The organism is Agrobacterium sp. P15N1-A (assembly GCF_044626815.1).
GTDB lineage: Bacteria > Pseudomonadota > Alphaproteobacteria > Rhizobiales > Rhizobiaceae > Agrobacterium > Agrobacterium leguminum.
In genome coordinates this window covers 426,069-453,017 of sequence record NZ_JBIUPF010000003.1, presented here as the reverse complement: position 1 = coordinate 453,017, position 26,949 = coordinate 426,069, and the positions used below count along the sequence as shown (strand labels likewise).

The following is a 26,949-nucleotide window of genomic DNA, read 5'->3' as shown; positions in this document are numbered from 1 at the left end:
TCAGCCGGCTGATATGCAGATGGCAGATGTTTCAGCACATCCGCCATCGACTTTACCAAGGGTCACGCAGGTTCCGCCGGCACTCTTCCTGCGATCTCAGGCCACAACCCCTCCGTCACCGCCATCAATGCCGGCGTTCCTGCGGCAACCCACGGAATGCCGCTACCGAGGCGCGTTCCGATACGGACATCGAGACCCGCCTCCCGTGCGAGAACGGTGCCGCCGGCGATATCCCACATGGTGGTCAGCTTCTGCAGATGGCCGTCGAAGATGCCGCGTGCGGCAAAGGCGAGACCAATCGATGTCGAGCGGATGGATTCCACCACCCAGCCCGCATGCCTGAGCCCGACATTGAGGGCCGCTACCTCTTCCGCATCGGCGGCGGCGCTGTCGCCGAGCGACATGACCTGCACAGCCTCGAAGGGTACATGGCGGTCAAGCGGCTTGCCGTTCAGCATCAGCCCGGTTCCATCCGCCGCCGCGTAGATATCACCAAAGACCGGCATGGCGACGACGCCGAGTTCCGGTCGGCCGCTCCGCACGAAGCCGAGCGAGATGCCCCAGAGCGGCGAACCGCGCAGGAAATTGGCCGTACCGTCAATAGGATCGATGATCCAGTAGGCGTCATCGGCCACACCGCCCATTTCTTCGCCCAGCACCATCTCACCGGGAAAGGCTTCCGCCAGACGGTCACGGATGAGCCTTTCGACCGTGACATCGGCTTCCGAGACGAAATCCTGAAAACCCTTCGTCCGGGTAGCGATGGCGTCGCGCGACTCGAAAAAGCGAAGGGCAAGGCCCATCGCTTCTTCGATAATTGCGACGGCGCGGTCGAGACGCCCGCTCATCGTTTCCACGCCCTGCCGGTTTCGCCAGCGCCCGCCTTCAGCCAGCCGGTGAAGGCTTCGACTTCATCGGTCTGTATCGCCCCGACACCGGCCTCGGCGAGAGCACCCCAGACGGCTTCGGGATTTGAAAGCGCACGCGTATCGTTGAAATCAAGGCAATGGGATACGTCGAGCGAGTTTATCCAGAGGCGGATATTCTGGCGCTCCATCTCGGCACGGCCCTCGGCCAGATCGGCAATATCGGTGAATTTCACCTCGATCATCGGCGCGTTCAGTGCCTCGATACGGCGCAGATCCTCGGCGAACTTGCCCTTCCGGACCGGGAACATCGGCATATGCGGGATCTTGCCGAACCAGTCGGCATCCAGCACTTCGAAATGGCCGGCTTCCGGATCGATATCGGTCTTCACCAGCACCTGATCCTCGACGCCAAGCCGCAGCACGGTTTCCATGACCTGCGGCAGATCGCGGGTGAATTTGGTGTCGATATTGACGGTGATCCTGCCGCGCGCCTCTTCCAGCAATTCTTCCAGCGTCGGCACGCACTCGTCGGTCACATCAGCCGCATCACCGCCCGCGCCAGACTTCAGCCTGGCTGCGCGAACCAGCTCGAACGGCAATTCGCTCACCGTCCCTTTGCCAGTCGTGGTGCGGTCGAGCGTTTCATCGTGAATGACAACCAGCCGGCCATCGGCCGTCGCCTGCGTGTCGATCTCGATCATCTCGACACCGGCCGCGACCGCGGCGCGGACGGAGGCGAGCGAGTTTTCGGCGGTGGCCGTCCAGAAGCCGCGATGGGCGACGGTCAGGATAGCCGCATTGTCGCGGGTGCAGAGCGCAAGCACATTGCAGGGAGTGGAAGTCTTTCGGGAGGTGGCAAGGGTCTGGTGCATGGTTTTCACTTTCGGACGTTGCAATTACCGGGTTTGAGCGCCCGGATCAGATTTTCCCCATGCCCGCCGCCATCAGGTCGTCGCGCAGGATGCGGCCGGCGATGATGAAGACGATGAGTGCGGGAAGAAGCAGGATGAAGGAGACGATGGAGGCGAGCGGCAGCTGCATCGAATAGGGATCGAGATACATGTAAAGCTTGATCGGCAGCGTCTCGACGACGGGCGCGCCGACGATGAAGGACTTGTCAAACTCCTCAAAGCTGCCGATGAAGGACATCAACCCGCCGGCCAGAAGCCCAGGCACCGCCAGCGGCAATATGATATGGAGGACGATGCCGACTGTTCCTGCGCCGAGCGAACGGGCGGCATGGATGAGGTCGTCTGGAATGGTCTCCAGCGCCGCCGTCATCAGCCGGATCATCAGCGGCAGGGTACCGACGATCTGCACGAGGATGACCCCCGTTACCGAATAGGCGAGGCCGAAAAGCAGGAACACCTGCCCGATACCGACGGCGACGACCAGCCCTGGAATAATGATCGGCGCCAGAATGAAGATTTCCACCAGCCGCTTCAGCCGGAAGGGAAACCGCGCCATCGCCCAGGCGGTCGGAAGAGCGATGACTGCCGTCAGGAAGGTGACGACGATGGCGATGACGATGCTGTTGACGGCGGCGCGGATGAGGCTGCCGTCGCTCAGGATGCTTGCCCAGCGCGCCGTGGTATAATCCTTCGGCACGACAAGCGGCGGCGACCAGCCGTCGGCAATGCTCCAGAGAAACATCAGCGCCAGCGGCACGGCGATGGCGAGCGTCAGCGCGCCATACAGCCCGATCGAGACAAAAATCCGGTCCTCGGGCGTGAAGGCGCGGCGGCGGGGAGTGATGGCGGGGTCGGTGGTGATAACACTCATCATGCGTCTCCTCGGTTTTGCCCGGGGCCGATGCGGGATGTGAGGGAATAATAAAGAATAAGCACGGAGACCGCGAAGAGGCTCAGAACCATGCCCATGGCATAGACCTGATTAAACCGACCCTGATTGAATTCCTTGACCATCAGCACCGAAAGCGGCCGGGCCGTCGGCGGGCCGACGATATCCGGAATGGCGTAAGAGCCCATGGAACCGATGAAGGTGAGAAGAATGGCGGCCGTGATGCCTGGCATGGCGAGCGGTACTTCCACGAAGAAAAATGTCTTCAGCCGCGAAGCGCCAAGCGTGCGGGAAGCATAACGTATATCCTCGGGAATGGCTGCAAAGGCGCTGGTGATGATCAGCGTCATGAAAGGTATCTGTTTCCAGACGCTGGCGAGAATGACGCCGATGCCCCAGTCATCACGCACGAGCTTGGGCAGTTCGAGCCCCAGCGGCGCGACCAACCGGTCGAGGAACCCGCCCCTTTCGAAAACCACGATCACCATCAGGCCGACGATGATGCCCGGCACCGCCATCGGCAGCTTGTAAAGGCCGCTGAACAGTTTTCGTCCGAGAAAGCTCTTGCGGATCAGAAGCGCCAGCGGCACCGAGGCCGCAAGCGAGACGATGACAGGCATGACACCATAATAGATGGAGGTCGTGAGCCCCCGGATCATCGACGCGCGGGTGAAAATCCGCTCATAGAACATCAGCGTGAAGCCGCCATCCTCCTGCCTGAAGCTGCCGATCAGCGCCGACAGCAGAGGCCCGCCGAAGAAGACCAGAAGATACCCAACACCCGGCAAGAGCAGGAACAGAAGCTGGGCGCGCCTGTCACGCAGAAGCCGGGCCATCATGCCGCCTCCCCCGCCATCCTGTCATCGAGAAGATGGACCGAACCGGGAAACTGCAGGGCCACCCTTTGCCCGGCGTCGATCAGGGTTTCCGCGCCGGACTGGCTGACCCTTATCTGGCGGCCGCCGATCTCGACCGTATAGAGCGCATTGGCGCCCATGAAGGAAACGGCGGAAACCGTGCCCTCACCGGCCTGATCGGCGCGGATGTGAATATTTTCCGGACGAACGGAAATCTGGACATTGCCGGCGGCAACCCGATCAAGCGTCACGCACTGGCCCCAGGGCAATTGCGCCTGCTGACCCTCGGCGGATACGGGCAGAAGATTGGTCTGGCCGAGAAAGCCGGCGGTAAAGGCGTGTTTCGGCGCACGATAAAGCTCGAGCGGCGTGCCGATCTCGACCACCCGGCCGGCATTCATGACGACGATCCGGTCCGACATCGCCATGGCTTCGGCCTGATCATGCGTCACATAAAGGCTTGTCGCACCGATGCGGCGGTGAAGCTCGGTCAGCTCATGGCGCAGTGTGTCGCGAAGTTTGGCATCGAGATTGGAAAGCGGCTCGTCGAACAGAAGCAGGCTTGGCTGCATGACAATGGCCCGCGCGAGCGCCACACGCTGCTGCTGGCCGCCGGACAATTGCCGAGGCATGCGATCCACCAGCCCGGTGAGATTGCAGATATCAAGCGCATGGGCGATGCGCCGCACCCGCTCGTCCTTCGCGACCTTCTTCATCTTCAGGCCGAAGCCGAGATTTTTGGCGACCGACATATGCGGGAAAAGCGCATAGGACTGGAACACCATGGCGATATCGCGCGCTTCCGGCGGTGCCTGATCGATGCGCTTGCCGCCGAGCCGGATTTCACCGCCCGAAGGCTGGCTGATGCCGGTGAGGATGCGCAAAAGCGTGGACTTGCCGCAACCCGAGGGCCCAAGAATGGTGACGAATTCGCCCCGCTCGACGGTAATCGACACGGGATGAAGCGCCCGGCTCGCCCCGTAGTCCTTGCAGATATTGCTGATCTCGAGTTCACTCATGGCGAGCCTCCCTCATATTTTTGACCAAGGGTATCCGGACCGAGCATGGCACTTGCGGCCGCACGATCCGGTCATCCTGATGGCGTTACTGGTTGAGGACTTTTTCATCGAGCGCTTCGGCAAGCGCCGTCGACATGTCCCAGAAAGCCGGCAGCGACAGGCGCGGATAGACGCTCTGGGGCAGCACATGCTCCTGCACAGCCTTCGGCATCAGATCGTTGGTGACATCGGCGCGTGGAGAACGGGAGGCCTTGTTTTCCAGCTTCCAGAGCTGGAATTCCTTACTCATCGCCATGTCGATCAGAAGCAGCGCCGAGGCGACATTCTTGGCGTTGGCGGGCACGAACATGGCATCGCCCGAACCAACCTGCCCCTTTTCCAGAAGCGTGACGCGGAAACTGTCGGGCAATTGCTTGGTGCCGAGGAAGCTCATGACCTGATCTTCCCAGACGGTGCCCATGTAAAGCTGCTGATTGTTGATGAGGTTGAGCGTATCGGCATTGCCATTGGTCAGCTCAGCCACGGCGAGAAGACGACGATAATAATCCCAGACAGGCGTAAGGCACTCGGACTCCATCGCCCAGTCTTCGGCCTGCTGCAGCGTCTGGTTATAGTCGGTCAGCTGCTTGCGGCAGTCGCCGGTGAGATAATTGAGAGCCACCGAATAGATGAAACCGCCGCCCGAGCCGCCCTTGGCCGGCAGGGTGACGCCAAGCCGCTTGGGGTTCTTTTCGGCCCAGATGAGAAGATCCTCGAAGCTTTTCGGCACATCCTCGGCCTTCACGAAGGCGGAATCGTAACCGATTGCGGTCTGGTTGAGATGCACCAGCGGGAAGCTGCCGCCATGCGCCTTGCCGAAGACGGTTTCGGCCAGTTCCGGATTGTAGTTGGCCATGTTCGGCAGGATTTTCGTCAGCGCAATATTGCCGACAACACCCTTGGCAGACAGCAGCGGATAGCTGCCGCCACCGGCGAAATAAGCATCGACGGGCGAATCCTGCCCTGCCGCCTGCACCGCGATCAGCTGCTGGTTCGCCTGATCGCCCTTCACGTCGCTATAGGCGACCTTGATGCCATATTTGGCTTCGAAACGGGTGATCAGTTCCTTCCACGTATCGGCAAAACTGCCGGCGAAATTATACATCGTCACCGAGCCCTCGGCTTTGGCCGCGGGAACGACGATGTCGTAGAAATTGTCGCGCGTGACCTTCGAAAGATCGAAGTCGAGGTTTTTCATATTGCTGTCAGCGGAAAGGCACGGCGCTGCCGTCGTCGCCAGCGCAAGCGTGGCGATCGCAAGAAATTTCATGCGCATTGAATGGTTCCTCCTGGGGACCCGTTGTAGACCGGCCCCTTATTAATACACTCTAAGTGTAATATTTGTGACAGTCCAGTGAAAAATGCTGTCGCAAACCAATGCCCCGTGTTGCCGCCGCCCCGCACAGCCGTTATCCAAGGCCATGACAACAGATCAGACGCCGCACCAGACCTTCGATCGCCAGCCGCTTGCCAGCGAGAATGAGCGTCTCATTCTGGATATCATCCGCCGCCACGGCCCCATCGCCCGCGCATCGATCACCGGTCACACCAACCTGACCCAGCAGTCCGTGCATCGGCTGATCGAAGGTCTGCTGGAGCGCGGGCTTCTGCGAACCGGCGCGCCGCTCAAGGGCACGCGCGGCCAGCCGAGCCCCACCATCGAACTGGTGCCGGAAGCGGCCTATTCGCTTGGCATTTCCATCAACACCGACTCCGTCGTGATCTGTATCGCCGATCTTCGCTGCGACGTGGTCGTCGAAGAAAAACTGAAGATGCTTCCGGAGGACCGGGAGGAGACGCTTGTCGCTTTGTCTCTGGCCCTCGACAGGCTGCTCTCGGAACATCGCATCCCGCGGGAGCGCCTGCTTGGCCTCGGCTTTTCAATGTCCGGCTTCTTCGTGTCGGAAGACCGCGCCTTCAATGCGCCTGAGCCCCTGCGCGACTGGTCGTTAATGGACCTGAAGCCGATCCTCGAAGAGAGGTTCCGCCTGCCGGTCTGGCTGGAGAACAATGCCACCACCGGCGCGATCGGCGAAAGTCTTCGCGGTGTCGGCTCCTGGTGCCATACCTTCGCTTATCTGTCCTTCAATTACGGTTTCGGCGGCGGGTTGATCCTCAGTGGCCAGCCGTTTCACGGCTTTCATGGCAATGCCGGCGAATTCAGCGGCATATACAGCCCGGATGAATCGCCCAAACGCCCGGCCCTGCAATATCTGATCGCCACGCTCCAGAAAAACGGCGTCGACATCCATTCCATCGAAGCGCTCTATCAGCAATTCGACCCCGCATGGCCGGGCGTCGAGGAGTGGCTCGCCGAGACGATGCCGCAGGTGGACAGGCTGGTGGCGAGCCTGATCGCGGTTCTCGATCCGCAGGCCATCGTCTTTGGCGGGCAATTGCCGCGTGCGCTGGGCCGGATGATGATCGAACGCACGCACATGCCCTCCCGGCGCGAACATCGTTATGGTGTCGGCCCGAAGGAGGCGAAGCTGGTTCTTGGCGAGGCTAAGGGCGATCCCTCGGCTCTCGGCGCGGCGCTGCTGCCGCTCAGGGTGCGTTATTTCCTGTAACTCAGCCCAAACGGCCTGATGTAATCCCGCAACAATCATCACGGAAACGTGAGCCTGATTTCGCCCCCGGTTTTTTACTGGTTGGCAGCTTGCATCCGAAGGCGATAAATATGATTAGAAATATCATGTTTATCGCGACATGACGCAGCGTATCCGGCTGCTTCATGCGCCAGGCCAATACGCCACCGGGTCGATTGATGAGCAAAGCCCTGTTACAGGTTCTCGATGCCGAGGAGGAAAGCCGCCTGATGCGGTTTTTCCGCCGGCGCTTGCAGAACCGGGAAGACGCTGCCGACGCCATGCAGGAAACCCTGCTGCGGGCGCTGGAGGTTTCTCATGCGACGCTGATCGACAATCCACAGGCCTATCTTTTCCAGATCGCCCGGTCCGTCGCCCGCCTGACCGCCATTCGCCAGTCGCGCGAGCGGCCGTTATTCGCACCTTACGAAGCGGGTTTTGCCGTTGCCTGCGAAGAGCCGGGGCAGGAGCGGATCGTCGTCGGGCGGCAGCACCTTATTTTGATGGCGCGGGCCATCGAGGCACTGCCCAAGCGTTGCCAGCAGGTCTTCGTGCTCAGCCGCCTGCATGGCCATTCCAATGGCGAAATCGCCGCCCGTCTCGGCATTTCCCGCAACATGGTGGAAAAACACATCATCAAGGCGCTGCTGCACTGCCGTCAGGTCCGCGCGCAAATAAAAATGTAGACCGGCATCAGGTGTTCGCATCCTTTTTCACTCTATAAGGGAAAAGGACCACATCTCAGCACGCAACAAACGGCAGATCAGGACATGAACAAGCGCCCGGACGGTCTGAAGGATAACGGCTTGACCGATGAGGCTCTGGCCGAAGAGGCCGCGTTGTGGGTGGCGCGCATGCAATCGGCAGACGCGACGGAAGCGGAGCGCGAGGCGTTTCATGTCTGGCTGCGGGCCGATGCCGCCCATGCCAGCGCCTATGAGGACATGCAGAGCCTATGGGGCGAGCTTGGCGATATCGAGCTTGCACCGGTTGAACAGCGAAAACGGCGCGGACCTCGCCGGGCAATGCTGGCGGGCGTTGCCGGTCTCTGCCTCATCGGGCTTGCGGCGCTGTTTGCGGAGAAAAGCGGATTGAAGGACCGCTGGCAGGCGGATTATTACACCGAAATCGGCGAAACACGCATGCTTTCGCTGGAAGACGGGAGCCGCATCAGCCTGAACACCGATACCGCGATTGCAGTTCATTATTCGCAAAAGGAACGGCGCATCACCCTTCTTCGCGGCGAGGCCTATTTCGATGTCGCCAAAAACCCGGAGCGGCCCTTCATCGTCGAGGATGGAGCGCTGACGGCAAAGGCGCTCGGAACCCATTATTCGGTGCGCACCGGCAATGGCGCGCTGCCGCAGGAGGTGCAGGTGGAGGAAGGCCGGGTGGAGGTGACCGCAGGCGTCGAGATCGCTGTGCTCACGCCCGGAGAGGCCGTGACCCTTGGCGGCGACGGCAGGCTGGTGCGCGCCCGCAAGGATGTCGCCAACAGCATGGCCTGGCGCGAAGGCAAGCTCGTCTTTTCCGGCCAGCCGCTGCGCGAGGTTCTCGATATTCTCTCGCAATATCGCCGGGGCCGCATTGTCATCCTCGATGAGGCGGCGGCGAGGCAGCACGTCTCCGGCATCTTCGACCTCAAGGACACGGATCAGGCGCTCACCATTCTCGAAGAGAGCCTTCCCGTTTCGGTATCGCGGCTTTCCGGAATGCTGGTTCTCGTCCGCTCGCGATAAAATAACTTTTTTTCGCGAATCCGACGTCAGGAGTCGGCCCGCCTTTTCACTCTAGGCAATCAGGACCCGTTTAATCGGGCTGCATGAGATCACGAGTGAGAGGGAATGACATGAATTTGGGCAAGCAGGCACGCGGCTGGTTCTGGCTGACGACGACGGCGATCATCGGGGGTATCGTCGCGGCGGGTCCGGGCGCCACGACCGCCAGCGCGCAGACACCGCCCGCCGCAAGCGGCGCACCCGCCACCGTCACCGTCTCCATTCCCGCAGGGCCGCTGGAAAACGCCATTCTCAGCTTCGGCCGTCAGGCCAATCTGCGCATGGTCTACCCCTCCGCGATCACCAGGGGCCGCAGCACGGCCGGCGTCAAGGGCACGCTCAGCGTATCGGCAGCCGTCAGCGGGCTTCTGGCCGGATCGGGACTGAACTACGCATTGGCCGGCGGCAACACCGTCCGCATTTTCGATCCCGCCAGCCAGACCGGCGAAAGCGGCGGTTCGGCTGCCGCCGGCAGCACCCTGCTTGCGCCGATTACCGTGCAGGGCACCGGCCTTGAAGGCGCCAGAGGCATCATCGAAAGCAATGGCTATGTCGGCAAATCCGGCCGCACCGCCACCAAGACCGATACGCCGGTTGCCGAAACCGCCCAGTCGATCACCACCGTCAGCCGCAAGCAGCTCGACGACCTGAAGCCGCAGAACCTCTCGGAAGCGCTGAACTACACGCCCGGCGCGCGCATCGGCCAATATGGCGCGGAGCCGCGTTTCGACGCCTTCAAGGTGCGCGGCACCGATCTCAGCACCACCGGCATCTTCCGCGACGGCTTGCGGCAGGTCAGCAGCCAGAACGGCAGCGCCCGGCTCGAGCCCTATGGCGTGGAAGCGGTTTCCATCCTGCGCGGCCCGGCCGCCTCCATCTATGGCGCCAGCAGCTCCGGCGGCATTGTCGATATCATTTCGAAACGCCCGACCGAAGAGACGCTGCGCGAGGTGGAGCTGCAATATGGCTCCTTCGGCCGCGTGCAGGGCGCTTTCGATCTTTCCGGTGCCGTCGATGACGAGAAGACCATGCTTTACCGCCTGACCGGGGTGGCCCGCGACGGCCGCAACGAAATCAGCGCCATCAAGGACGACCGGCTGTTCATCGCGCCGGCCTTCACCTTCCAGCCGGATGCCGGCACCAAGTTGACGCTGCTCGGCGAATATATGGACAGCACCACCGGCGGCACCTGGGGATACATCAACAATTACGGCAGCGACGGCAAGTCGATCGGCGCGACGCCGGTTTATGGCGGCGATTCCCGTTTTAATGATTTCGAGCAGAAACAATGGCGTATCGGCTATGAGTTCGAGCATGAAATCAACGACAACGTCACCTTCTACAGCAAGGCGCGTTATTCCGGGCTTTCGGCCGACCAGCAATGGGTCTTCGCCAACTATCCCGGCATCACCATCGAGGACAATGAAGGCGTCTCCGCCGACAATTACCTGAAGACCGAATTCGACACCGGCCCGGCGAAACATACGCTGCTGACCGGTATCGACTTCAGCCACATGTCCTACACCTCGAAACAGGGCAATGGCACCAGCCCCTTCACCGACACCTTCACCTATGTGCCTGACGTATCGCTGATACTGACCCAGCGGATGAACACGCTCGGCATCTATGCGCAGGACCAGGTCGAAATCGACCGCTGGCGCCTGACGGCCGGCATTCGTCACGACTGGCTGGACACCGAATATCAGGCCCAGACCGTCGGAGACGCAACGGCTCCCACCTATGACGGCGATGAAACCAAGACGACCGGCCGCGCCAGCCTCGGTTATGTCTTTGACAGCGGCGTGATGCCCTATGTCAGCTACGGCACCTCCTTCGTCGCCAATCCGGGCGTCATCATCACCACGGGAACGGTAACGGGCCAGGCGCAGCCGACGGTCGGCAAGCAATATGAACTCGGCGTGAAATATGCCCTGCCGCAATATAACGCCCTGCTGAGCGCCGCCTTCTTCAATCTCGATCAGGACAATGCGACGGTCTACGAGACCTCGTCTGGCATCAACCTGCTGCGCCAGCTCGACCTGCGCTCGCGCGGCGTGGAACTCGAAGCCACGGCCTCGCTCGACAATGGCTGGAGCCTCATCGGCTCCTATTCCTATAACGACGTCGAAATCACCAAACTGACGTCGGAAACGGTGGGCAAGCAGCTCAATTCCTCGCCCTATCATACCTTCTCGCTGTGGGCCGACTACGAGTTCCAGAGCGGAGCGCTCGAAGGTCTGGGCATCGGCGCGGGGCTGCGTTATGTCGGATCGAGCTTCGGCGACAACCAGCACACGCCCATTCTCGACAATGAGGCCCGCACTTTCGTCGATGCATCGCTGCGCTACGATCTTGGCAAGGCCCTGCCCTCGCTGGAAGGCGTGAAACTGCAGATCAATGCCACCAACCTTCTCGACGAGGTGAAACAGGTCTGCACCACGGGCTTCTGCTATTATGACGAAGGCCGCAAGGTCGTCGGCAGCATCCGGTATCGCTTCTGATGCTGCAGCAGAACCCTGCCACAACCAAGCCGTCGCCGGCCGCCGTCTTCGTGGCGGTCGGTGGGCTTTATGTCGGCCAGAGCGTGATTGGCGGGCTGACCTTTCTCGGGCTGCCGGCGGTGCTCAGAACCGCCGGACTGCCGCTGGACCAGATCGGCCTGCTTTATCTCGTCGTTCTGCCCTGGGCGCTGAAATTCCTCTGGTCGCCGCATGTGGAGCGTTACCGGCTGCCGCCCGTCGGCAGGAACCGGTCGCGGGTGATCGTCGGCACGGGCATCGTCGCCTGCGCCTGCGGCCTCGCTGTTCTTGCCTTCACCGGCCCGTCGCCGGTTTCCGTCGCAATCGCCATCCTGTCGGTGATCGCGCTGGTGACGGCGACCGTGGACATCGCCTGCGACGGCTACGCAGTCGAAACGCTGGCGGAAGAGCATCATGGCTGGGGCAATGCCGCACAGGTGGGCGGCTCCTATCTCGGTTCCGCCATCGGCGCCGGCCTGTTTCTGGTGCTGGTGGAGCGCGCCGGCTGGACCAGCGCCACGCTGGTCATGGCCGGGCTGGTCATCCTGCTCGCACTCCCCTTCCTGTTCGGCCCGGCGGCAAGAACGGTCACGCAAACACGGGACCACCTGCCATCGATCAAAAACGCGCTCAAGCGGCGGGAAGTCCGCACCGGCCTTCTGGTCGCGGCCGTTTATGTCGCGGCGCAGAAATGGGGTCTGGCGATGCTCGGCCCGTTTCTGGTCGATTACGGCTTCGATCTCGCCACAATCGGCGCACTGAATGGCGTGGGCAGCATGATCGTCGGTTTCGCCGGCGCGCTGCTCGGCGGAACGCTGGTACGCCTCTACGGTGCGTCACGAATCCTGCTCATCGCCATCTTCGTGCAGACGGCGCTGTTGTGCCTTTTCGCCTATTTCAGCGTTCATCGCGATATTTCGCAATGGGTCGTCATGGCGGTTGCGGTGGCAAGCTCGTCGGGCATCATGTCCATCGGCTTTGTCGCGCTTTACGCCTGCTTCATGGGCTGGTCCGACCCCCGGCAGGCCGGGGTCGATTTCACCCTGTTCCAGTGCATGGATGGCGTTGTCGGCATGATCGGCGGGCTGGGCGCCGGCGCGATTGCCGAAAAATTCGGCTATCAGGCCTCCTTCATCATTGCCGCTATCGTTTCCGTGCTCGCCGCACCGGTCATCTTCCTGCTCATGCGACGGCAGAATTCCTGAACCGAAGCCCCGGGCGCGGCGGCTTAAACCGCGCCCGGCAGGCCTCCTGCATCGGCCTATTCGACCACCACCGACAGTGCCGAGCCGGTATAGACCGGCCGCAGCTTCACGCTGCCCGCATCTATCGAGGTAAAGGTTCCGGTCAGACCGTTGGCGGAAATCACGTCGAACCGCGTGCCGGCGGCCGGCGCGCCGCCATCGAAAACGAGCTTCAGCGCCGCGCCGTCCAGCACCGCATTGCCCTTGATCCGAAGCGCAGCCTTTTTCGGATCGACCGCCAGCGTGCCGCCCGACTGCGCATAGTCGCCGCCGATGACAAGATCCGTCTCTCCGCCGAGCGAAAGCGTGCCGCCGCTGACCAGCACGCCGCCGGTTCCAAGCGCATCGGCGGACGACGCCACCAACGTTCCCTCCCTGAGAATGGTGCCGCCGCCATAGCTGTTATGGCCGCCAAGTGTCAGCGTTCCGCTGCCGGATTTGACGAGACGCCCTGCCCCGGCAATATCGTTCGTCCATCTGTCCGCCGCATTGAACCCGCCGGCGGCAGCATCCATCGTCACCTCGACGTCGCCGTCAAACGCGCCGTAACCGCTGGCGGCAGCGACCAGATTGATGCGGCCCCAGCCATTGCTGTCATCCAGCAGCGGATAACCGGCCTCGATGCCGGTGGAAAACAGCACGGCGCGCCGCTGGGCGGCATCGAGATAGGGCAGACGCGTCTCCAGCAGGACCTCCGCCCCCTTCGGCACCACCATCGGCGCATCGCCTGCGGCCTTGTCGCGGCTGAAGGAATAGGTCATGCGCCTGCGATAATCCGCCCCGTTCTTCGCCGCATCGGCAAATTGGTCGACATCCGGCTTTGCGCCATGGGCGAAATCGATGAGCGACTGGCCCTGCGGCAGGCGTTTGGCGAAATAGGCCTGCAAGGCCGCATGCGCGGCCTTCTTCACCTCGGCATTTTTGGGGTCCTGCAACATGGCGGCAGCCATGGCGGTTGCGGTGATGCGGCCGCCGATCACGTCGAGTGGTGAATGCATGCCGGCGACGATGCGGCTCTCGCCGAGTTCGGAAGCCGCCGTCAGCAATTCGGAAAAGCGCTCCGGCACCGCATAGGCATAGGCGATGGCGGCCAGATAGGCGGCATTGGTGTGCCCGCTCGGAAAACCGCCATCCTTGCCGCGCCCGCGATTTTCCCGCGCATATTTAAGCGCCGGCACGATGACGCCCGGATCGCGGTCATGGCTTTCGAAGCTGCGGTCGCCAATCGTTTCCTTACCGGTCTCGATCACCTCGCCTTTGTCGTTCATGCGCCAGGGCCGTGGTGAGGAATAGAAATATTTCGCCGGCGACGTCGTGCCTTCCGGGCCGCGGATCACCTTCATGAAGGCAACGAAATCCTTCAGTTCGCTATCGGCTGCACCCGCTTCGGTGCCCTTGTCGTCCTCCTTGCGGGTGATGACCTCGTTCGGGTCGAAATCCGAAAGCGTATGATTGATCGTCGTCGTCGCGCCCGCCCCTTCGCGATACCAGGCGGCAAGCGGCCCCATGCCGTCGATGACGCTGTAACCCTGCGAACGCCGGTCGTTCATATAGGCTTCGAAGGCCGCAGCGCGGGTGCGGTTCTCGCCGGTGACGGACAGCACGTAACGCATGTTTTCCTGCCAGACAGCGGGATCGACAATCTTCACATGGCTGAAATCCGCCGGGCCATCGCCATTGGCGCCGCCATCCGCCCATTTTTCATCGCCGAGCGTCCAGATGCGCTTGAAACCGGAGAGGATTTCGATGATCGGGTTGTCCCGGTCATCATAGGCGCGAACCGCCTCGCCCTTCTCGTTCTTGCCGGTCTGGTTGCGATAATTGTCGGCAAGCGGCAGCGGATATGTTGCCGCCGGTTCCGGCACCGTAATCGCATAACCCTGTCCTGCCGGCCCGGTGCGATCGAACGCCTGCGCGCCCGGAACCAGAACCAGCAATGCGACGGAGGCGAACAGGCTCGAGCGTGCGGAAAGAAAAGACGACATCTTCAGTCTGGCCATGACGAATCCTATGATTTTCAGCGAGTGACGCGTGACGAAAACAGGCGGCGCGGCGTTCCGCGCGCCTCATCGTCAGGTTTAAACGGAGCGTATTTCAGTTTTTCGATGGGCCGCCGGGAACGGCTCCCTGCGGCAATTCCTCCAGCGAAAATGCGCCGCCTTCGGAAGGAAACGGCGCGATATGCCCGGAGCACCGCTCCGGGCATATCGTTCGAAAGCTTCATCATTCCACCGGGCCGTTATTTCTTGACCGCGACAGCCTCGTTGATCTTGGCGACGTCATCTTCCAGAACCTTGTAGGTCTGGTCGAGCGTCAACTCGCCGACGATGAGCTGGCTCATGCGCTGCACGATCTGCTGATACATGGCGCTGCCGCCCTTGGCGCGCTCGAACTCACGGGCGGCCTGCGGCACGTTCTTCTTGTTGTCGAGGAACACCTTCATCGCCGCCTTGGCGTCTTCGCTCTTCAGCTTGTATTGCGGATCGACGATCTCCGCGCCGGTCAGGATGACGTAGTTCTCGGCGATTTCCCGCTGCACCTTTTCGGAGCCGAGGAATTCGATGAAGTGCGCCACATCTTCCGGATATTTGGTGCGCTTGAAGCCGACAATGGCGGTGCCGCCGGGCATGGCGTAGCATCCGGCATCGCCGCAGGGCGCATTGATCGCCGTCCATTCGAAACTGTCGCCGATCTTGTTCTGGAACGGATTGACCATCCAGTTGCCGGCCAGATAGGTCACGACATTGCCGTTGACGAACTCGTCACCCATGTTCTTGTACTGCGAACCGCCGGCCGCACCCCACATTTCCTTGGGGAAGCTGCCATTCTGCGTCCATGAATAGATATCGGCGATGTATTTTTTCGCCGCATCGTCCGGGAAGCTGAACTTGCCGTCCTTCACATAGGTCGCGCCATAAGCAAAGGCGCCGCCGGAGAAGCGGTGGCCGGAACGGTCCATGGTGAAGGGAATTTGCACTCCGGTCGCCTTGGCGACGCGGGCGGAAGCCTCGACGATCTCGCTAAACTTGGCGGTCGGGCCGGGCAAGGGTTCACCCGCCTGCTCGAACAGCGTCTTGTTGACAAAGGGCAGATTGAGCGTCTGCGACGCCATGTACCCGTTGATCGACTGCGGATCGTTGACATTCGGCAGGCGGAGCTGGTTGAGGCTGGAACCGTGCAGCTTCGCGAAGGCTTCCGCATCCTTCATGTAGGGGCGCATGTCGAGATAATAGGGCGCAAGCTGCCAGTCGGTGATCTTGGCGATGTCAGGACCTTCGCCGACCGCAAGCTGCACCGGCAGCTGCTTGGAAACCGCGTCATAACCCGAAGACACGAAATTGATCTTCACACCCGGATTGGCCGTCTCGAACTCCTTGCTGAGTTCCGACATGCGCTGCACATAACCCTGGTCGTCATCCGTAAAAAGGAAAGTAATCGTGCGGGTCTCGGCCTGGGCCGTCGCAAGACCTGCGACAGAGGCCACCACGAGGGCGCTGACGCCCGAAAACAATTTCATCATGCTCATCCTCCCAATGAAAACATTTTCATAAATCGAACGGAAGCTCCTCTGCTTAATTCGATTTATAATGTTTTGCGGCTTGACAGAATAAACGTCAAGCTGTTTGTTTTACATAAATCGCACAAATCGACGCGGAAAAGCGAAAATCGAATTGTGAAAATAATTTCATAAAGATCGACGGGAGGCGATCCATTATGACGGATGGACCATTTGCGGCGAACGCGTCGCAGCCGACATATACCGTCGCAAACGGCGAAACGGTGACCGCCTGGATCGTCTCCGATCTGGTGGAGACGTCGTTTCCCGGCACCGCAGCCCCGGCCGAAGACCGCGTGAACTATCGCTTCATCAACGGTTTCGTGGATGTGGGCGACCTGCCCTGCCGCAAGGCCTTCCAGCAGACCATGATCGGCCGAGACATCGCACCCGAGACTGGCTTTGCGGTGTCTCACCTCAACCTGCCGGGTTCCAACCGCCGCGTCGAATTCACCGGCTTCTGGCATGTTCCCACCCATGTACAGCGCTGGCTGAAGGGCACATTCCGCAGCGACGCAGCAAGAAAGGCGCATTTTCGGCTGCGTACCTGCGGCGGCGTCCGCATCTGGGTGGGCGGCGTCGAACAGGTCCGTTTCGAACCCTTCATCCGCAATGTCGAAAGCAGCCGTGACATCACGCTCGATCTTTCGGCCGGCGACAACGAGGTGCTGCTGCTCTGCGAGGATCTGGCGGAACGCGACATCATCTGGTTCTTCGAACTTGAGGTCGTCGACGCCGTGCCGCTGACCGTCGTGCTGCCCGTGCCGCTCGACCGGGAAGAAACAAAGCGTCTAGCCGCGCTGGTGCGCGATGTTCGCCCGGCACGCGACGTGTTTTCCGGCACGGCCCTCGAACTGGTCTTCGGGGCGGCGCCTGCGAGCGACCTGCCGGTGCACATCGCCGTCAAAAGCCATGGCCATGAGCGCGCTTCGCTTGCGGAAGTGGACACCGTGTTGAAGGCCGGGCAATCCTCGCTGACGATCCCTGGAACGACAAGCATTTCGGACGGATATCACGGCGTCAAAATCACCATGGGTTCGGGAGCGGGAACGGTAACCCGCGTCATCGACGCCGCTTTCATGCATGACATCGCGCCGGAAGCATCCAATGGCGATATCAACGAGCGAAAAAAGGCGGCCCTCTCCTTCAGCGCCCGCTTCGGCGCCTGGCGCATCGGCCGCGCGCTGGCGATGGTCGCAACCGGCAGTGATGACATCGAGACGGTCGGCGGCATCGTCGATGCGACGCTGCATTCCATCGATCGGCGGGAAGACTGCTCCGATTTCGTCATGATCCCGCTGCTGTGGCTGGTGCGCGCCTATGGTGACCGCCTGCCGGCAGAGATGCGGGCGCGGATCGATACCTCGATCCTCGGCTATCGCTACTGGGTGGACGAACCCGGCAATGACGTCATGTGGTTCTGGAGCGAGAACCATGTTCTCTGCTTCCATACCAGCCAGTTGCTGGCCGGCGAGTATCTGCCGGATGCCGTCTTCACCGCCTCCGGGCGCACCGGCAGAGAACAGGCGGCGCTGGCCGCCGACCGGCTGGAGCGCTGGTTCGACAGCGTCGAGGCGCACGGGCTGGCCGAGTGGAACTCCGCTGCCTATTATCCGGTGGATTTCATCGGCCTTCTCGCCATCGAACATTGGGCGGGACCGGAGCTTGCAGCACGCGCGCGCTATCAGATCGATCTCATCTTCGAAATGATCGCGTTGCACACGCTCGGCGGCGTTCCCTCCGGCTCTCAAGGCAGAGCCTATGACAAAGAGCTGCGCGCCGGGCCGCTGACGGAACTGGCGCCCTTTGCGCAGGTCGCCTTCGGTCAGGGCTGGCTGAACAACGGCGTCGCCTCGCTGCCTATGTTCTGCTGCGGTGATTATCTACCGCCGGCGCACCTCGCCGCCCTTTCAGAGCTGACAAGCGGCCGTATGGTCGAGGCACGTTATGCGCAGGGGCTGGAGCCCGGTAAGCTCGTGCTGTTCAAGAACGAGGCCGCCCAGCTTTCCACCGTTGTCGACCACAAGACCGGCCGCAAGGGCCATCAGCAGCACGTCCTGGACATCAAACTTGCCGGCCACCCGATGGCACGGCTCTGGGTCAATCATCCGGGCGAAGACGATCCGTGGGGCACCCAGCGCCCCTCGTATTGGGCGGGAAGCGGCATCCTGCCGCGCGTGGCGCAACATCGCGATCTGGCGATGCTGATCTTCGATACGCACGATCACCGCAACGACTGGACCCATGCCTATCTCGGCCGCGACGGGCTGGACGAGGTGCTTCTAGAGGGCAACTGGCTCATCACCCGCTCGGGCCGTGGCTTTGCCGCGCTTTATGCGACCAACGGTCTCGAGCCCATCACCACAGGCGCCACCGCCAATCGCGAGATCAGATCGCCCGGCCGCCGCGCCGGCTGGGTCGGCATCATTGGCTGCGGGGATATGGAAGCCTTCTCCCGTTTTCGGGAAAAAATCCTCGCCACGCAGATCACCTTCGATGCCGAAAGCCGGCTGCTCTCGGTCACGCCGCCGGGCGGAGCTGAGCTTACCCTGACTTGGGACGGCGCATTCACCATTGGCGGGCAGGCCATGGCCTTCGACCACGACCAGCCCCAGCCGGAAATCACCTTCGACAGTGCCGACCCCACATCGGGCGGCGCGGCACAACCATTCTACTCCCAGAGCCTTTCCGCATTTCTGCGAAACGCGAAAACGCTCTAGCTCTTTGTTTTAACGCATTGTCCGGACGTAAAAGCGATCCCCGCTTTTACTGGAAATGCTCCTAGCGGAATTTGACAGATGAACCAGCCAAGCATGGAAAAAGACACTCTCAGGACGACGATCGACAATGTCGCCGCCGCCTTCAGCCGCCTCAAGGGCATTCAGGAAGGTCTGGTCAGCGGCAGTTCCGATGGCAAGATCCAGTTCGATGAGTGGGACTGGGAAGTGGGTGTGGGCCTTTACGGTTTCCTGCGCCGGGCGCTCGCCGCCAACGACCAGAAGGCATTGGATGACCTCGTGACATGGTATGGCTGGCAGATCGAACGTGGCCTGCCGCCGCGCCAGATCAACAGTTCCGCCCCGATGCTGCCGCTTGTCATCCTCACCGAACATGTCGACCGGCCGGATTTCCGGGCGCTGGTGGAAGACTGGGCCGACTGGCTGGTGCATCAATTGCCGAAAACCGAAGATGGCGGCTTCCAGCATGTCGTCAAGGAGCGGCTGAATGAGGGCGAACTCTGGGACGACACGCTGTTCATGGCATGTCTGTTCCTCGCCCGCGCCGGCGTCGTCTGCAAACGTCAGGACTGGATCGACGAGGCGGTCTACCAGTTCATGATCCATACGCGTTATCTGTCGGACCCCGTCACCGGGCTCTGGTATCACGGCTGGACCTTCAACGGACGCCATAATTTTGCTGACGCCTTCTGGGCACGCGGCAATTCCTGGATCACCGTCGCCATCCCCGAACTCTTCGAACTGGTGCCGACGCTTGCCGGAAAGGACAAACGTTTCCTCGCCAATGTGCTTTCAAGCCAGGTGCGGTCGCTGCGGCAATATCAGCGTGAAGACGGCATGTTCCACACACTTCTCGATGACCCGACCTCGCCGGTCGAGACATCGGCGACAGCCGGCATCGCCTATGGCATTCTGCGCGGCATCGAAGCCGGCATTCTCGGCGAGGAAAATCGCCCGCATGCGGAACGCGCGCTGAAGGCGGTGCTTGGCAATATCGACGATGAAGGCGTCGTCCACGGTGTTTCCGACGGCACGCCGATGGGCCACGATCTCGAATTCTACCGCCGCATTCCCAACCTGCCCACGCCCTACGGGCAGGCGCTGACGATGCTGCTCCTGATCGACGTTTTTCTGAAAAGGCCAAAGGCATCATGAACATCGGTCAGGACATCACAGTCGCGGCGGGTGGCCTTGATGCCACGGCGGCCATCCAGCAGGCTATCGACACCGTTTCAGCCGCAGGCGGCGGGCGCGTGTCTCTTTCGGCCGGGCGCCATGTCAGCGCCGGCCTCCATCTCAAAAGCGGCGTGGAACTGCACCTTGCCGAAGATGCGGTGCTTGCCCCCGTTTCCGATTACGACGCCTATGCCCTCACCCGGGTTTCGGTGATTGCCGAAGACTCCGATCGCGGAATGATCATCGCGAGCGGCGCAAGCAATATCGCCGTCACCGGCCCCGGCCGCATCGAGGCCGGCGGTGAAAACTTCATCGTCGGCGACGACAAGGCCATGGGCACCTATGTCCCGGCGAAAAAACGCCCACGCGTGATGGTGCTGGAAAGCTGCCGCAGCGTGCGCCTCGAAAACCTGTCCGTCAGTGGCTCGCCGATGTGGACGCTGCACATGGTCGATTGCGAAGACCTTCATTTCCGCAATCTGCGCATCGAAAACGACCGCCGCCTGCCCAATACCGATGGCATTGTGCTCGATGCCTGCCGGCGCGCCCTGATCGAGGATTGCTTCATCTCGACCGCCGATGACGGCATCTGCCTGAAGACCAGCGCCGGGCCGGATGGCAAGGCTGTGGGAGCCTGCACCGATATCACCGTTCGCCGCTGCACCGTTTCCAGCATGAGCTGCGCGCTGAAGCTCGGCACGGAATCCTTCGGCGATTTCACCAATGTCGCGTTCGAGGATTGCAAAATCGTCCAGTCCAATCGCGGCGTCGGCCTGTTTTCCCGCGATGGCGGTGCGATGCGCAACATCCGCTTTTCAAGGATCGAGACCGAATGCCACGAAACGCCGGGCGGCTTCTGGGGTTCGGGTGAAGCGGTCACCGTCACCGTCGTCGACCGCCGCCCCGAGCGTCAGGCCGGCAGCGTCGACAATCTGGTCGTGGAAGACTTGAGCGGTTCGATGGAGGGCGCGATCAACCTCGTCGCCACATCGAAGGCCGGCATTCACAATGTCTGGCTGGAGCGCATCACGCTGTCGCAGCAGCCCGGCAAGCTCGGCACCGGCCTGCAATACGATCTGCGCCCCACAAATGCGGATATTGCGCCAAGCCCCCATGCCGCCGGCCGCGCTAATGCCTGGACGCAGGATGCTGAGGGCAGGATCGTCGGAATGGAGGATTATCCCGGTGGAATGCCTGCGGTCTTTCTTGCTGGCGTGGAAGGATTTGCGGCACGCGATGTCGCCATCAAAAGAACGACGCCCTTGCCCAAGGGCTGGAACAGCCAAGAGATCGTCGCGACGACGAACTTGTCCGAAGGGAGCAGGTGATGGGAAGTCTGAAACTCGAAAACCTCAACAAGGCGTTCGGCGCCGTTCATGTGCTGCATGATATCGATCTTCAGATCGAGAACGGCGAATTCGTCGTTTTCGTAGGCCCCTCGGGCTGCGGAAAATCGACGCTGCTGCGCATCATCGCCGGTCTCGAGGACGTCACCTCGGGCACCATCGCCATTGGAAATCGCGATGTCAGCGCGCTGTCGCCGGCCGAGCGCAAGATCGCCATGGTCTTCCAGTCCTATGCGCTTTATCCGCATATGAGCGTGCGCAAGAACCTTGCCTTCGGCCTGGAAAACCTGCGTTTCAAGCGGGCGGAGATCGAAAGCCGCATCAACGAAGCGGCGCGCATGCTCGCCATCGAGCCCTATCTCGACCGCAAGCCGAAGCAGCTTTCCGGCGGCCAGCGCCAGCGCGTCGCCATCGGCCGCGCCATCGTGCGCGAGCCTGACATCTTCCTGTTCGATGAGCCGCTATCCAACCTCGACGCGGCGCTGCGCGTGCAGACGCGCGCCGAAATCACCCGCCTGCATCGCGATATCAAGACGACGATGATCTATGTCACCCACGATCAGGTGGAAGCCATGACCATGGCCGACAAGATCGTGGTGCTGCGCGCCGGACGCATCGAGCAGGTGGGCAGCCCGCTCGAGCTTTTCGACAATCCGCGCAACCTCTTCGTCGCCGGTTTCCTTGGCTCACCGCGCATGAACATGCTGAAGGGCACCATCACCAAGGGCAGCGACGGCGGCATCGCCATCGACGCCGGTTACGGCGTGTCCCTGCCCTGCCTTGTCGATCCGGCAGCCGTCAGCTCCGGGCAGGCGGTTCTCGCGGGCATCCGCCCCTCGCATTTCATCATCTCCGACAATGCCGGCTTGCCCTTCGAGGTGCAGTATCACGAAAGCCTCGGCACCGAGACCTATCTCTATGGCAATCTCCAGGGTGAGAAAGAGCAGATCATCGTGCATCAGGCGGGCCATTTCGCCCCCGCTTCCGGCTCGGTGCTGAAGATCATGCCGGCGCGGGAAAAGGTGCATGTCTTCGATCCCGCCACCGAACTGGCGCTGCCGCGCCTCGACAGCGAAGGGAGGGGTTAGCATGGCCAATCCGACGCTTGCGAGACTGTCCGACCGTGCGCTCGATGCCGTTATGGCGATTGCCGAGGTGCCGCTCAACTTCATTGAGCGGCTGATCGGCAAAAGGCGCATGCCCTATATTTTCCTGATGCCGAACCTCGTTCTTTTCGGCATCTTCACCTTCCTGCCGATTGCCATTGCCGTCGGTTACGCCTTCACCGGTGGCACCGAACTTCTCATCACCGACCGCCCCTTCGTCGGGCTGGAAAATTTCGGCAAGCTGCTGGATTGCCAGAGCTACATGGACCCCGGAAGCTGCCGGGAATCGCTGTTCTGGACGGCGATCTGGAACACATTGTGGTTCGTGGGCTTCAACGTCATCGCCACGCTGCTGGTCGCGCTCATCACCGCCCTCATCCTCAACCGGGCGATTACCGCACGCGGTTTCTTCCGCGCCATGTTCTTTTATCCCGTCCTGCTGTCGCCCGTCGTCATCGGCCTCATCTGGAAATGGTTCCTCGACCGCAACGGCCTGCTCAACGCCTTTTTCCAGATGCTCGGCGTGCCGCCGGAAATCTTCCTGCTGGATGTCGGCTGGTCGCGGTTCTTCGTCGTGGTGGTCTCCGTCTGGTTCCACATGGGCTTTTATACGCTCATCCTGCTCGCCGGCCTTCAGGCCATCCCGAAGGACCTTTATGAAGCCGCCGCCATCGACGCCGCCTCGCCCCGGCGCACGCTTTTCCGCATCACCCTGCCCCTTCTCGGCCCCAACCTGCTCGTCGTGCTCATCCTGCTTATGATCCGCTCGGTGCAAATCTTTGACGAGGCATGGGTTCTGACCAATGGCGGCGGGCCGGGCACGGCCAATACATTCGTGGTGCAATATATCTACCAGATGGCGTTTGGCAGCGATCTCAGGCTCTTCGGCCTGGCTTCAGCCGCATCGGTTCTGATGGGCCTTGTGCTTCTCGCACTGACGCTCGTGCAACTGCGCCTCGGCAAAAAGATGGAGTCCTGACCATGTCCAACGCCGTCTCCTTCCTCACGCGCACCCGCCGCCCCGGCCGGATCGGCCTCACCGATATCCTGTCCTGGGTCTGGCTCATCGGCGGCACGCTCGCCGTCCTCATCCCGGTCGTCTGGGCCGCCATGTCATCGCTGAAACCGGAAGCCGAAATCACCCGGTTTCCGCCGAGCCTTCTGCCGCGCGCCGCCGTGCAGGTGGAGGTGCAGGGTTACGACAAACCTCTCAGCCTCTGGAAAGCCCCCATTGACGGCATCGAGCGGGAAATGGCCATGGTCCGCCGCATCGGCCTGAAAGCCCAGATGGTCGACCCCGCCAATCCCGGCCCGCCCGTCAGCGTCGACACACGGGAAATAACACCCGTTCAGAAACTGACCATTGCAACGGAAAACTTCACCGATCCGCTCACCCGTTTCAGCTTCCTGACCTTCCTCAAGAACTCGGTCTTCGTCACTTTCGTCGCAACCGTCCTGACGCTGATCGTCAACGCCATGGCCGCCTTTGCGCTGTCGAAATACCGCTTCCGCGGCGAGAAGGCGATCTTCGTGCTGATCATCTCCACCCTGATGATCCCGCTCACCGTCGTCATGGTGCCGGCCTATCTCGTCATCGTCGGCGTCGGCCTCGTCGACAATCTCTGGGGCGTCATCATCCCGACGGTCGCGACACCGACCGGCGTGTTCCTGCTCAGGCAATATATGCTGACCATCCCGGACGAGCTGATCGAGGCGGCCCGCGTCGATGCGGCAAGCGAATTCCGTATCTTCTGGCGCATCATCCTGCCGCTGACGGCCCCGGCGCTCGCAGTTCTCGCCATCTTCTCGGTTCTGTGGCGCTGGAACGACTTCCTCTGGCCGCTGATCGTTCTCAGCAGCCGTGAAAACTTCACGCTGCAGGTGGGGCTGAACGCCTTCCAGGGCGAGTTCTCGGTGCAATGGCACTATATCCTTGCCATGACCTTTCTCAGCCTGGCGCCAGTCACCGTCGTATTCCTGTTCCTGCAGCGTTACATCACGACAGGGATTGCCGGCACGGGCATGAAGTAAGGAGAGTACGAGCGTTGCGGTGAGACAGCCGGCCGTCACGATTGGAATATTAAAGCCCCTCCACCCGTCATCCCGGCCTTGAGCCGGGATCCAGCCGTCGCGCGTCTGCGCGGCGAAAGGACTCTTTTCAGCCCAAGGACTTGGGCTGGCTGGATTCCGGCTCAAGGCCGGAATGACGGGAGAATTAAACGTTTGGAGTTTGTTCAGCGGTCAACACTAGACCCACACTCCAACACCCTACCTCGGCGGCGGCGCGATGCTGCCCCTCAGCACAAGGCGACAGCCGAGTTCCAGCCGGTGCGCCGGGCGGGTGGGATCGGCCGCCACAAGCCGCTGCTCCAGCAGCGCAAGCGCAGCGCCGCCCAGCCTGTCGGCGGGCAACTGGATGGTGCTGATCGGCGGCGCACTGAAGGCCGCCGGCATGATATCGTCAAACCCCAAGACCGAAACATCGTCCGGCACCCGGATTCCGGCTTCCGTCAGGGCCTTCAGACAGCCAAGCGCAAGATTATCGGCAGCGCAGAAGATCGCCGTGGCGTTTCTGAGCGGCCGCTGTTCGGCCAGCAGGCGGCGGATGGCGGCCTCGCCCCATTCGGGCTCGTAGCTCTCCACCTCGATGACCATATCGGCGGGAACAGTGAGACCCGCCGCGAGATACGCGTCGCTATAACCGTCATATCGGCGGCGGATCGTCGTGCGCCCCTTCCAGGTGATGTGCAGAATATTGCGATGCCCGAGCGACAGCAGATGTTCGATACCGAGCCGCGCGCCAAAACGGTTCTCGGCGGTCACCGTATCGACGATCATGGCCGGGTCCTCGCCATTGATCAGCACCACCGGCCGCGCAAGCCCAGACAACGCCTCGACCAGTTGCGGCCTGTCATCGTTCAGGATGACGATACCGTCGACATTGTCGGCATCCGCCGCCGCCGCCACCGCAACCGGGTCGAGCCGGCTCGTTGCGCTGACATAGGGAACGATGCGAATGCCGCGCCGCTCGCATTCGCGCCTGAAGCCGTTCAGCATGGTCCAGCTGACCATGTTGAGATCGCTCTGCGGTGCGGCATCATTGGTCATGGCCAGAAGTACGACGCGCAGGGTGGCGATCGTCGCCTTCTGTCGCCGGTTTTCGAGATAACCGAGCGTGCGGGCCGCCTCCAGCACCCGCTCGCGAACCTGCGTGGTCAAGGGTGCTGTGCCGTTGATGGCGTGCGACGCCGTGCTCAGCGAAACATTCGCCTCCCGCGCCACGTCCTTAAGCGTCGTTTTCCTGTCTATTTTCATAAAGGGGAAATTCAACCACTCTACTTCGGACGGTGCGGGCAGAAAGCCTGCCTCACGCAGTCGATCTGAAGAATACCCGTGCCTGTTTGCTGCTCTCTCGTCGCTCGAAGACTACAGCATCATCCGTAAATGCGGAATTGATTTCTCTGGGTTTTTAATCCCATGCAAGAAACGCCGCCCGCAGCGAACCGCGGGCGGCAAGGCGGTCAGAGCGCCTGGGAGATATGGTCGATGCTGCTCTTTACGGCAGCGGCCGGATCCTTCAGCTCGTGCACTTCGGCCGCGAAGGGCTCGAAGCTGTAAGGTCCCTTGTAACCGGCCGCCTCGAGCGTCCTGATCTGGGCGATATTCTCCAGCCGGTCGCCGCCATCCACCAGAACGCGGTGGGCGTCTAGCATGTCGGCTACGGAGACGGCAGGATCGGTCACACCGGAAATATGCACGAGGCCGGTGCGTTCGGGGAAGAATTCGGTCTCGCCCGCAAGGTGATGATGGAAGGTGTCGTGCACCAGCCTGTAGACATCGCCGCCACCGGCCGCATCGATGGCCCTTATCGCTTCGGCCTTGGTGCGCAGCGAGGAGACCGGGAAGCCGAGTGGCTCGACAAAGCCTGTCAGCCCGCGTTCCTCGAGGATCGGCTTCATGGCCTTCAGCGCCGTGACGAGATCTTCAAAAGACACCGGCGTACCGTCGTTGAGCGGGCACATGACCAGTGCTTTCGCGCCGCTCGCCGCCGCATAATCGGCCATCGCGACGGCCCGCGCAGGCAGGTCGCCCGACCAGACGTTGAAGGGGTAAAGCGCATTGATCGAGATGATCGTCACACCGGCCTTTTCGGCCGCCGCCTTCACGGCCGCCGGCTCCACCGTGCCGACGATGTTCGGCAGGTCGTTGCGGATTTCGACTTCGGTAAGGCCGAGTTCGCGGGCTGTCGCGAAGAACGCCTCGAGGGAGAGCTTCGGCGCGGTGATGTGGTTGATGGCAAAACGCATGAAAGAC

At 61.7% G+C, this 26,949-nt stretch carries 21 protein-coding genes; 11 read left to right on the top strand and 10 right to left on the bottom strand.

Annotated features, from left to right (window positions below):
• Positions 1-62: 62 nt before the first annotated feature.
• The 6 genes from ACIK7D_RS13955 to ACIK7D_RS13930 form a co-directional block, all read right to left on the bottom strand.
• Positions 63-848 (bottom strand): inositol monophosphatase family protein, encoded by a 786-nt coding sequence (locus ACIK7D_RS13955; RefSeq protein WP_400156564.1) that lies wholly within the window; start codon positions 846-848, stop codon positions 63-65.
• On the bottom strand, positions 845-1,741 hold the full coding sequence (locus ACIK7D_RS13950; RefSeq protein ID WP_400156563.1) for a glycerophosphodiester phosphodiesterase family protein: 897 nt from the start codon (positions 1,739-1,741) through the stop codon (positions 845-847). The genes ACIK7D_RS13955 and ACIK7D_RS13950 overlap by 4 nt, the downstream gene beginning before the upstream one ends.
• A 46-nt stretch (positions 1,742-1,787) precedes the next feature.
• Positions 1,788-2,651 carry an ABC transporter permease gene (locus tag ACIK7D_RS13945; protein WP_400156562.1) on the bottom strand — a complete coding sequence of 288 codons (864 nt, stop codon included), beginning with the start codon at positions 2,649-2,651 and terminating at the stop codon, positions 1,788-1,790.
• Positions 2,651-3,505 (bottom strand): ABC transporter permease, encoded by an 855-nt coding sequence (locus ACIK7D_RS13940; protein ID WP_104679932.1) that lies wholly within the window; start codon positions 3,503-3,505, stop codon positions 2,651-2,653. The genes ACIK7D_RS13945 and ACIK7D_RS13940 overlap by 1 nt, the downstream gene beginning before the upstream one ends.
• Positions 3,505-4,545: an ABC transporter ATP-binding protein gene (locus ACIK7D_RS13935; RefSeq protein ID WP_400156561.1), complete on the bottom strand. Its 1,041-nt coding sequence runs from the start codon at positions 4,543-4,545 to the stop codon at positions 3,505-3,507. The genes ACIK7D_RS13940 and ACIK7D_RS13935 overlap by 1 nt, the downstream gene beginning before the upstream one ends.
• Before the next feature lie 85 nt (positions 4,546-4,630).
• Entirely contained in the window at positions 4,631-5,860 is a 1,230-nt protein-coding gene (locus tag ACIK7D_RS13930; protein ID WP_400156560.1) for an extracellular solute-binding protein, read from the bottom strand.
• 145 nt (positions 5,861-6,005) lie between these two features.
• Here ACIK7D_RS13930 and ACIK7D_RS13925 point away from each other — a divergent pair, with 145 nt between their 5' ends.
• From ACIK7D_RS13925 to ACIK7D_RS13905, 5 genes are all read left to right on the top strand, one after another.
• The gene (locus ACIK7D_RS13925) at positions 6,006-7,154 is read left to right on the top strand and encodes an ROK family protein (RefSeq protein WP_400156559.1); all 1,149 of its coding nucleotides are present in this window, start codon (positions 6,006-6,008) and stop codon (positions 7,152-7,154) included.
• A gap of 197 nt (positions 7,155-7,351) precedes the next feature.
• Entirely contained in the window at positions 7,352-7,858 is a 507-nt protein-coding gene (locus ACIK7D_RS13920) for an RNA polymerase sigma factor (protein ID WP_104679929.1), read from the top strand.
• Positions 7,859-7,942: 84 nt separating this feature from the next.
• A complete protein-coding gene (locus ACIK7D_RS13915; RefSeq protein ID WP_104679928.1) occupies positions 7,943-8,911 on the top strand; it encodes a FecR family protein in 969 nt (322 codons plus the stop codon).
• 110 nt (positions 8,912-9,021) lie between these two features.
• Positions 9,022-11,451 (top strand): TonB-dependent siderophore receptor, encoded by a 2,430-nt coding sequence (locus ACIK7D_RS13910; RefSeq protein WP_104679927.1) that lies wholly within the window; start codon positions 9,022-9,024, stop codon positions 11,449-11,451.
• Complete coding sequence (locus tag ACIK7D_RS13905) at positions 11,451-12,674, top strand: MFS transporter (protein WP_104679926.1); 1,224 nt, start codon at positions 11,451-11,453, stop codon at positions 12,672-12,674. Before ACIK7D_RS13910 ends, ACIK7D_RS13905 begins: the two co-directional genes overlap by 1 nt.
• 56 nt (positions 12,675-12,730) lie before the next feature.
• Here the strand turns inward: ACIK7D_RS13905 and ACIK7D_RS13900 are convergent, their stop codons facing one another.
• Both ACIK7D_RS13900 and ACIK7D_RS13895 read right to left on the bottom strand, forming a co-directional pair.
• Entirely contained in the window at positions 12,731-14,713 is a 1,983-nt protein-coding gene (locus ACIK7D_RS13900; protein WP_400156558.1) for a phosphatase PAP2 family protein, read from the bottom strand.
• Positions 14,714-14,952: 239 nt separating this feature from the next.
• Positions 14,953-16,233 (bottom strand): ABC transporter substrate-binding protein, encoded by a 1,281-nt coding sequence (locus tag ACIK7D_RS13895; RefSeq protein ID WP_174046407.1) that lies wholly within the window; start codon positions 16,231-16,233, stop codon positions 14,953-14,955.
• 194 nt (positions 16,234-16,427) lie between these two features.
• On the opposite strand from ACIK7D_RS13895, the gene ACIK7D_RS13890 reads away from it, so the two are divergent.
• The 6 genes from ACIK7D_RS13890 to ACIK7D_RS13865 all read left to right on the top strand — a co-directional run bounded on the left by ACIK7D_RS13890 (position 16,428) and on the right by ACIK7D_RS13865 (position 24,666).
• Positions 16,428-18,989, top strand: coding sequence for a hypothetical protein (locus ACIK7D_RS13890; protein WP_174046405.1), 2,562 nt, complete (start codon positions 16,428-16,430; stop codon positions 18,987-18,989).
• Between the two features lie 78 nt (positions 18,990-19,067).
• Entirely contained in the window at positions 19,068-20,162 is a 1,095-nt protein-coding gene (locus ACIK7D_RS13885; protein WP_174046403.1) for a glycoside hydrolase family 105 protein, read from the top strand.
• Positions 20,159-21,511 (top strand): glycoside hydrolase family 28 protein, encoded by a 1,353-nt coding sequence (locus ACIK7D_RS13880; protein WP_174046401.1) that lies wholly within the window; start codon positions 20,159-20,161, stop codon positions 21,509-21,511. Before ACIK7D_RS13885 ends, ACIK7D_RS13880 begins: the two co-directional genes overlap by 4 nt.
• Positions 21,511-22,617: a sn-glycerol-3-phosphate ABC transporter ATP-binding protein UgpC gene (locus tag ACIK7D_RS13875; protein ID WP_174046399.1), complete on the top strand. Its 1,107-nt coding sequence runs from the start codon at positions 21,511-21,513 to the stop codon at positions 22,615-22,617. The genes ACIK7D_RS13880 and ACIK7D_RS13875 overlap by 1 nt, the downstream gene beginning before the upstream one ends.
• Before the next feature lies 1 nt (position 22,618).
• Positions 22,619-23,614 (top strand): carbohydrate ABC transporter permease, encoded by a 996-nt coding sequence (locus ACIK7D_RS13870; RefSeq protein WP_174046397.1) that lies wholly within the window; start codon positions 22,619-22,621, stop codon positions 23,612-23,614.
• Positions 23,615-23,616: 2 nt separating this feature from the next.
• The gene (locus tag ACIK7D_RS13865; protein ID WP_059758837.1) at positions 23,617-24,666 is read left to right on the top strand and encodes a carbohydrate ABC transporter permease; all 1,050 of its coding nucleotides are present in this window, start codon (positions 23,617-23,619) and stop codon (positions 24,664-24,666) included.
• Between the two features lie 237 nt (positions 24,667-24,903).
• On the opposite strand, the gene ACIK7D_RS13860 is transcribed toward ACIK7D_RS13865, so the two are convergent.
• Positions 24,904-25,950, bottom strand: a complete 1,047-nt coding sequence (locus tag ACIK7D_RS13860) for a LacI family DNA-binding transcriptional regulator (protein ID WP_174046395.1) — start codon at positions 25,948-25,950, stop codon at positions 24,904-24,906.
• A 206-nt stretch (positions 25,951-26,156) separates the two neighbouring features.
• Entirely contained in the window at positions 26,157-26,942 is a 786-nt protein-coding gene (locus ACIK7D_RS13855) for a TIM barrel protein (RefSeq protein WP_174046393.1), read from the bottom strand.
• Positions 26,943-26,949 lie beyond the last annotated feature (7 nt).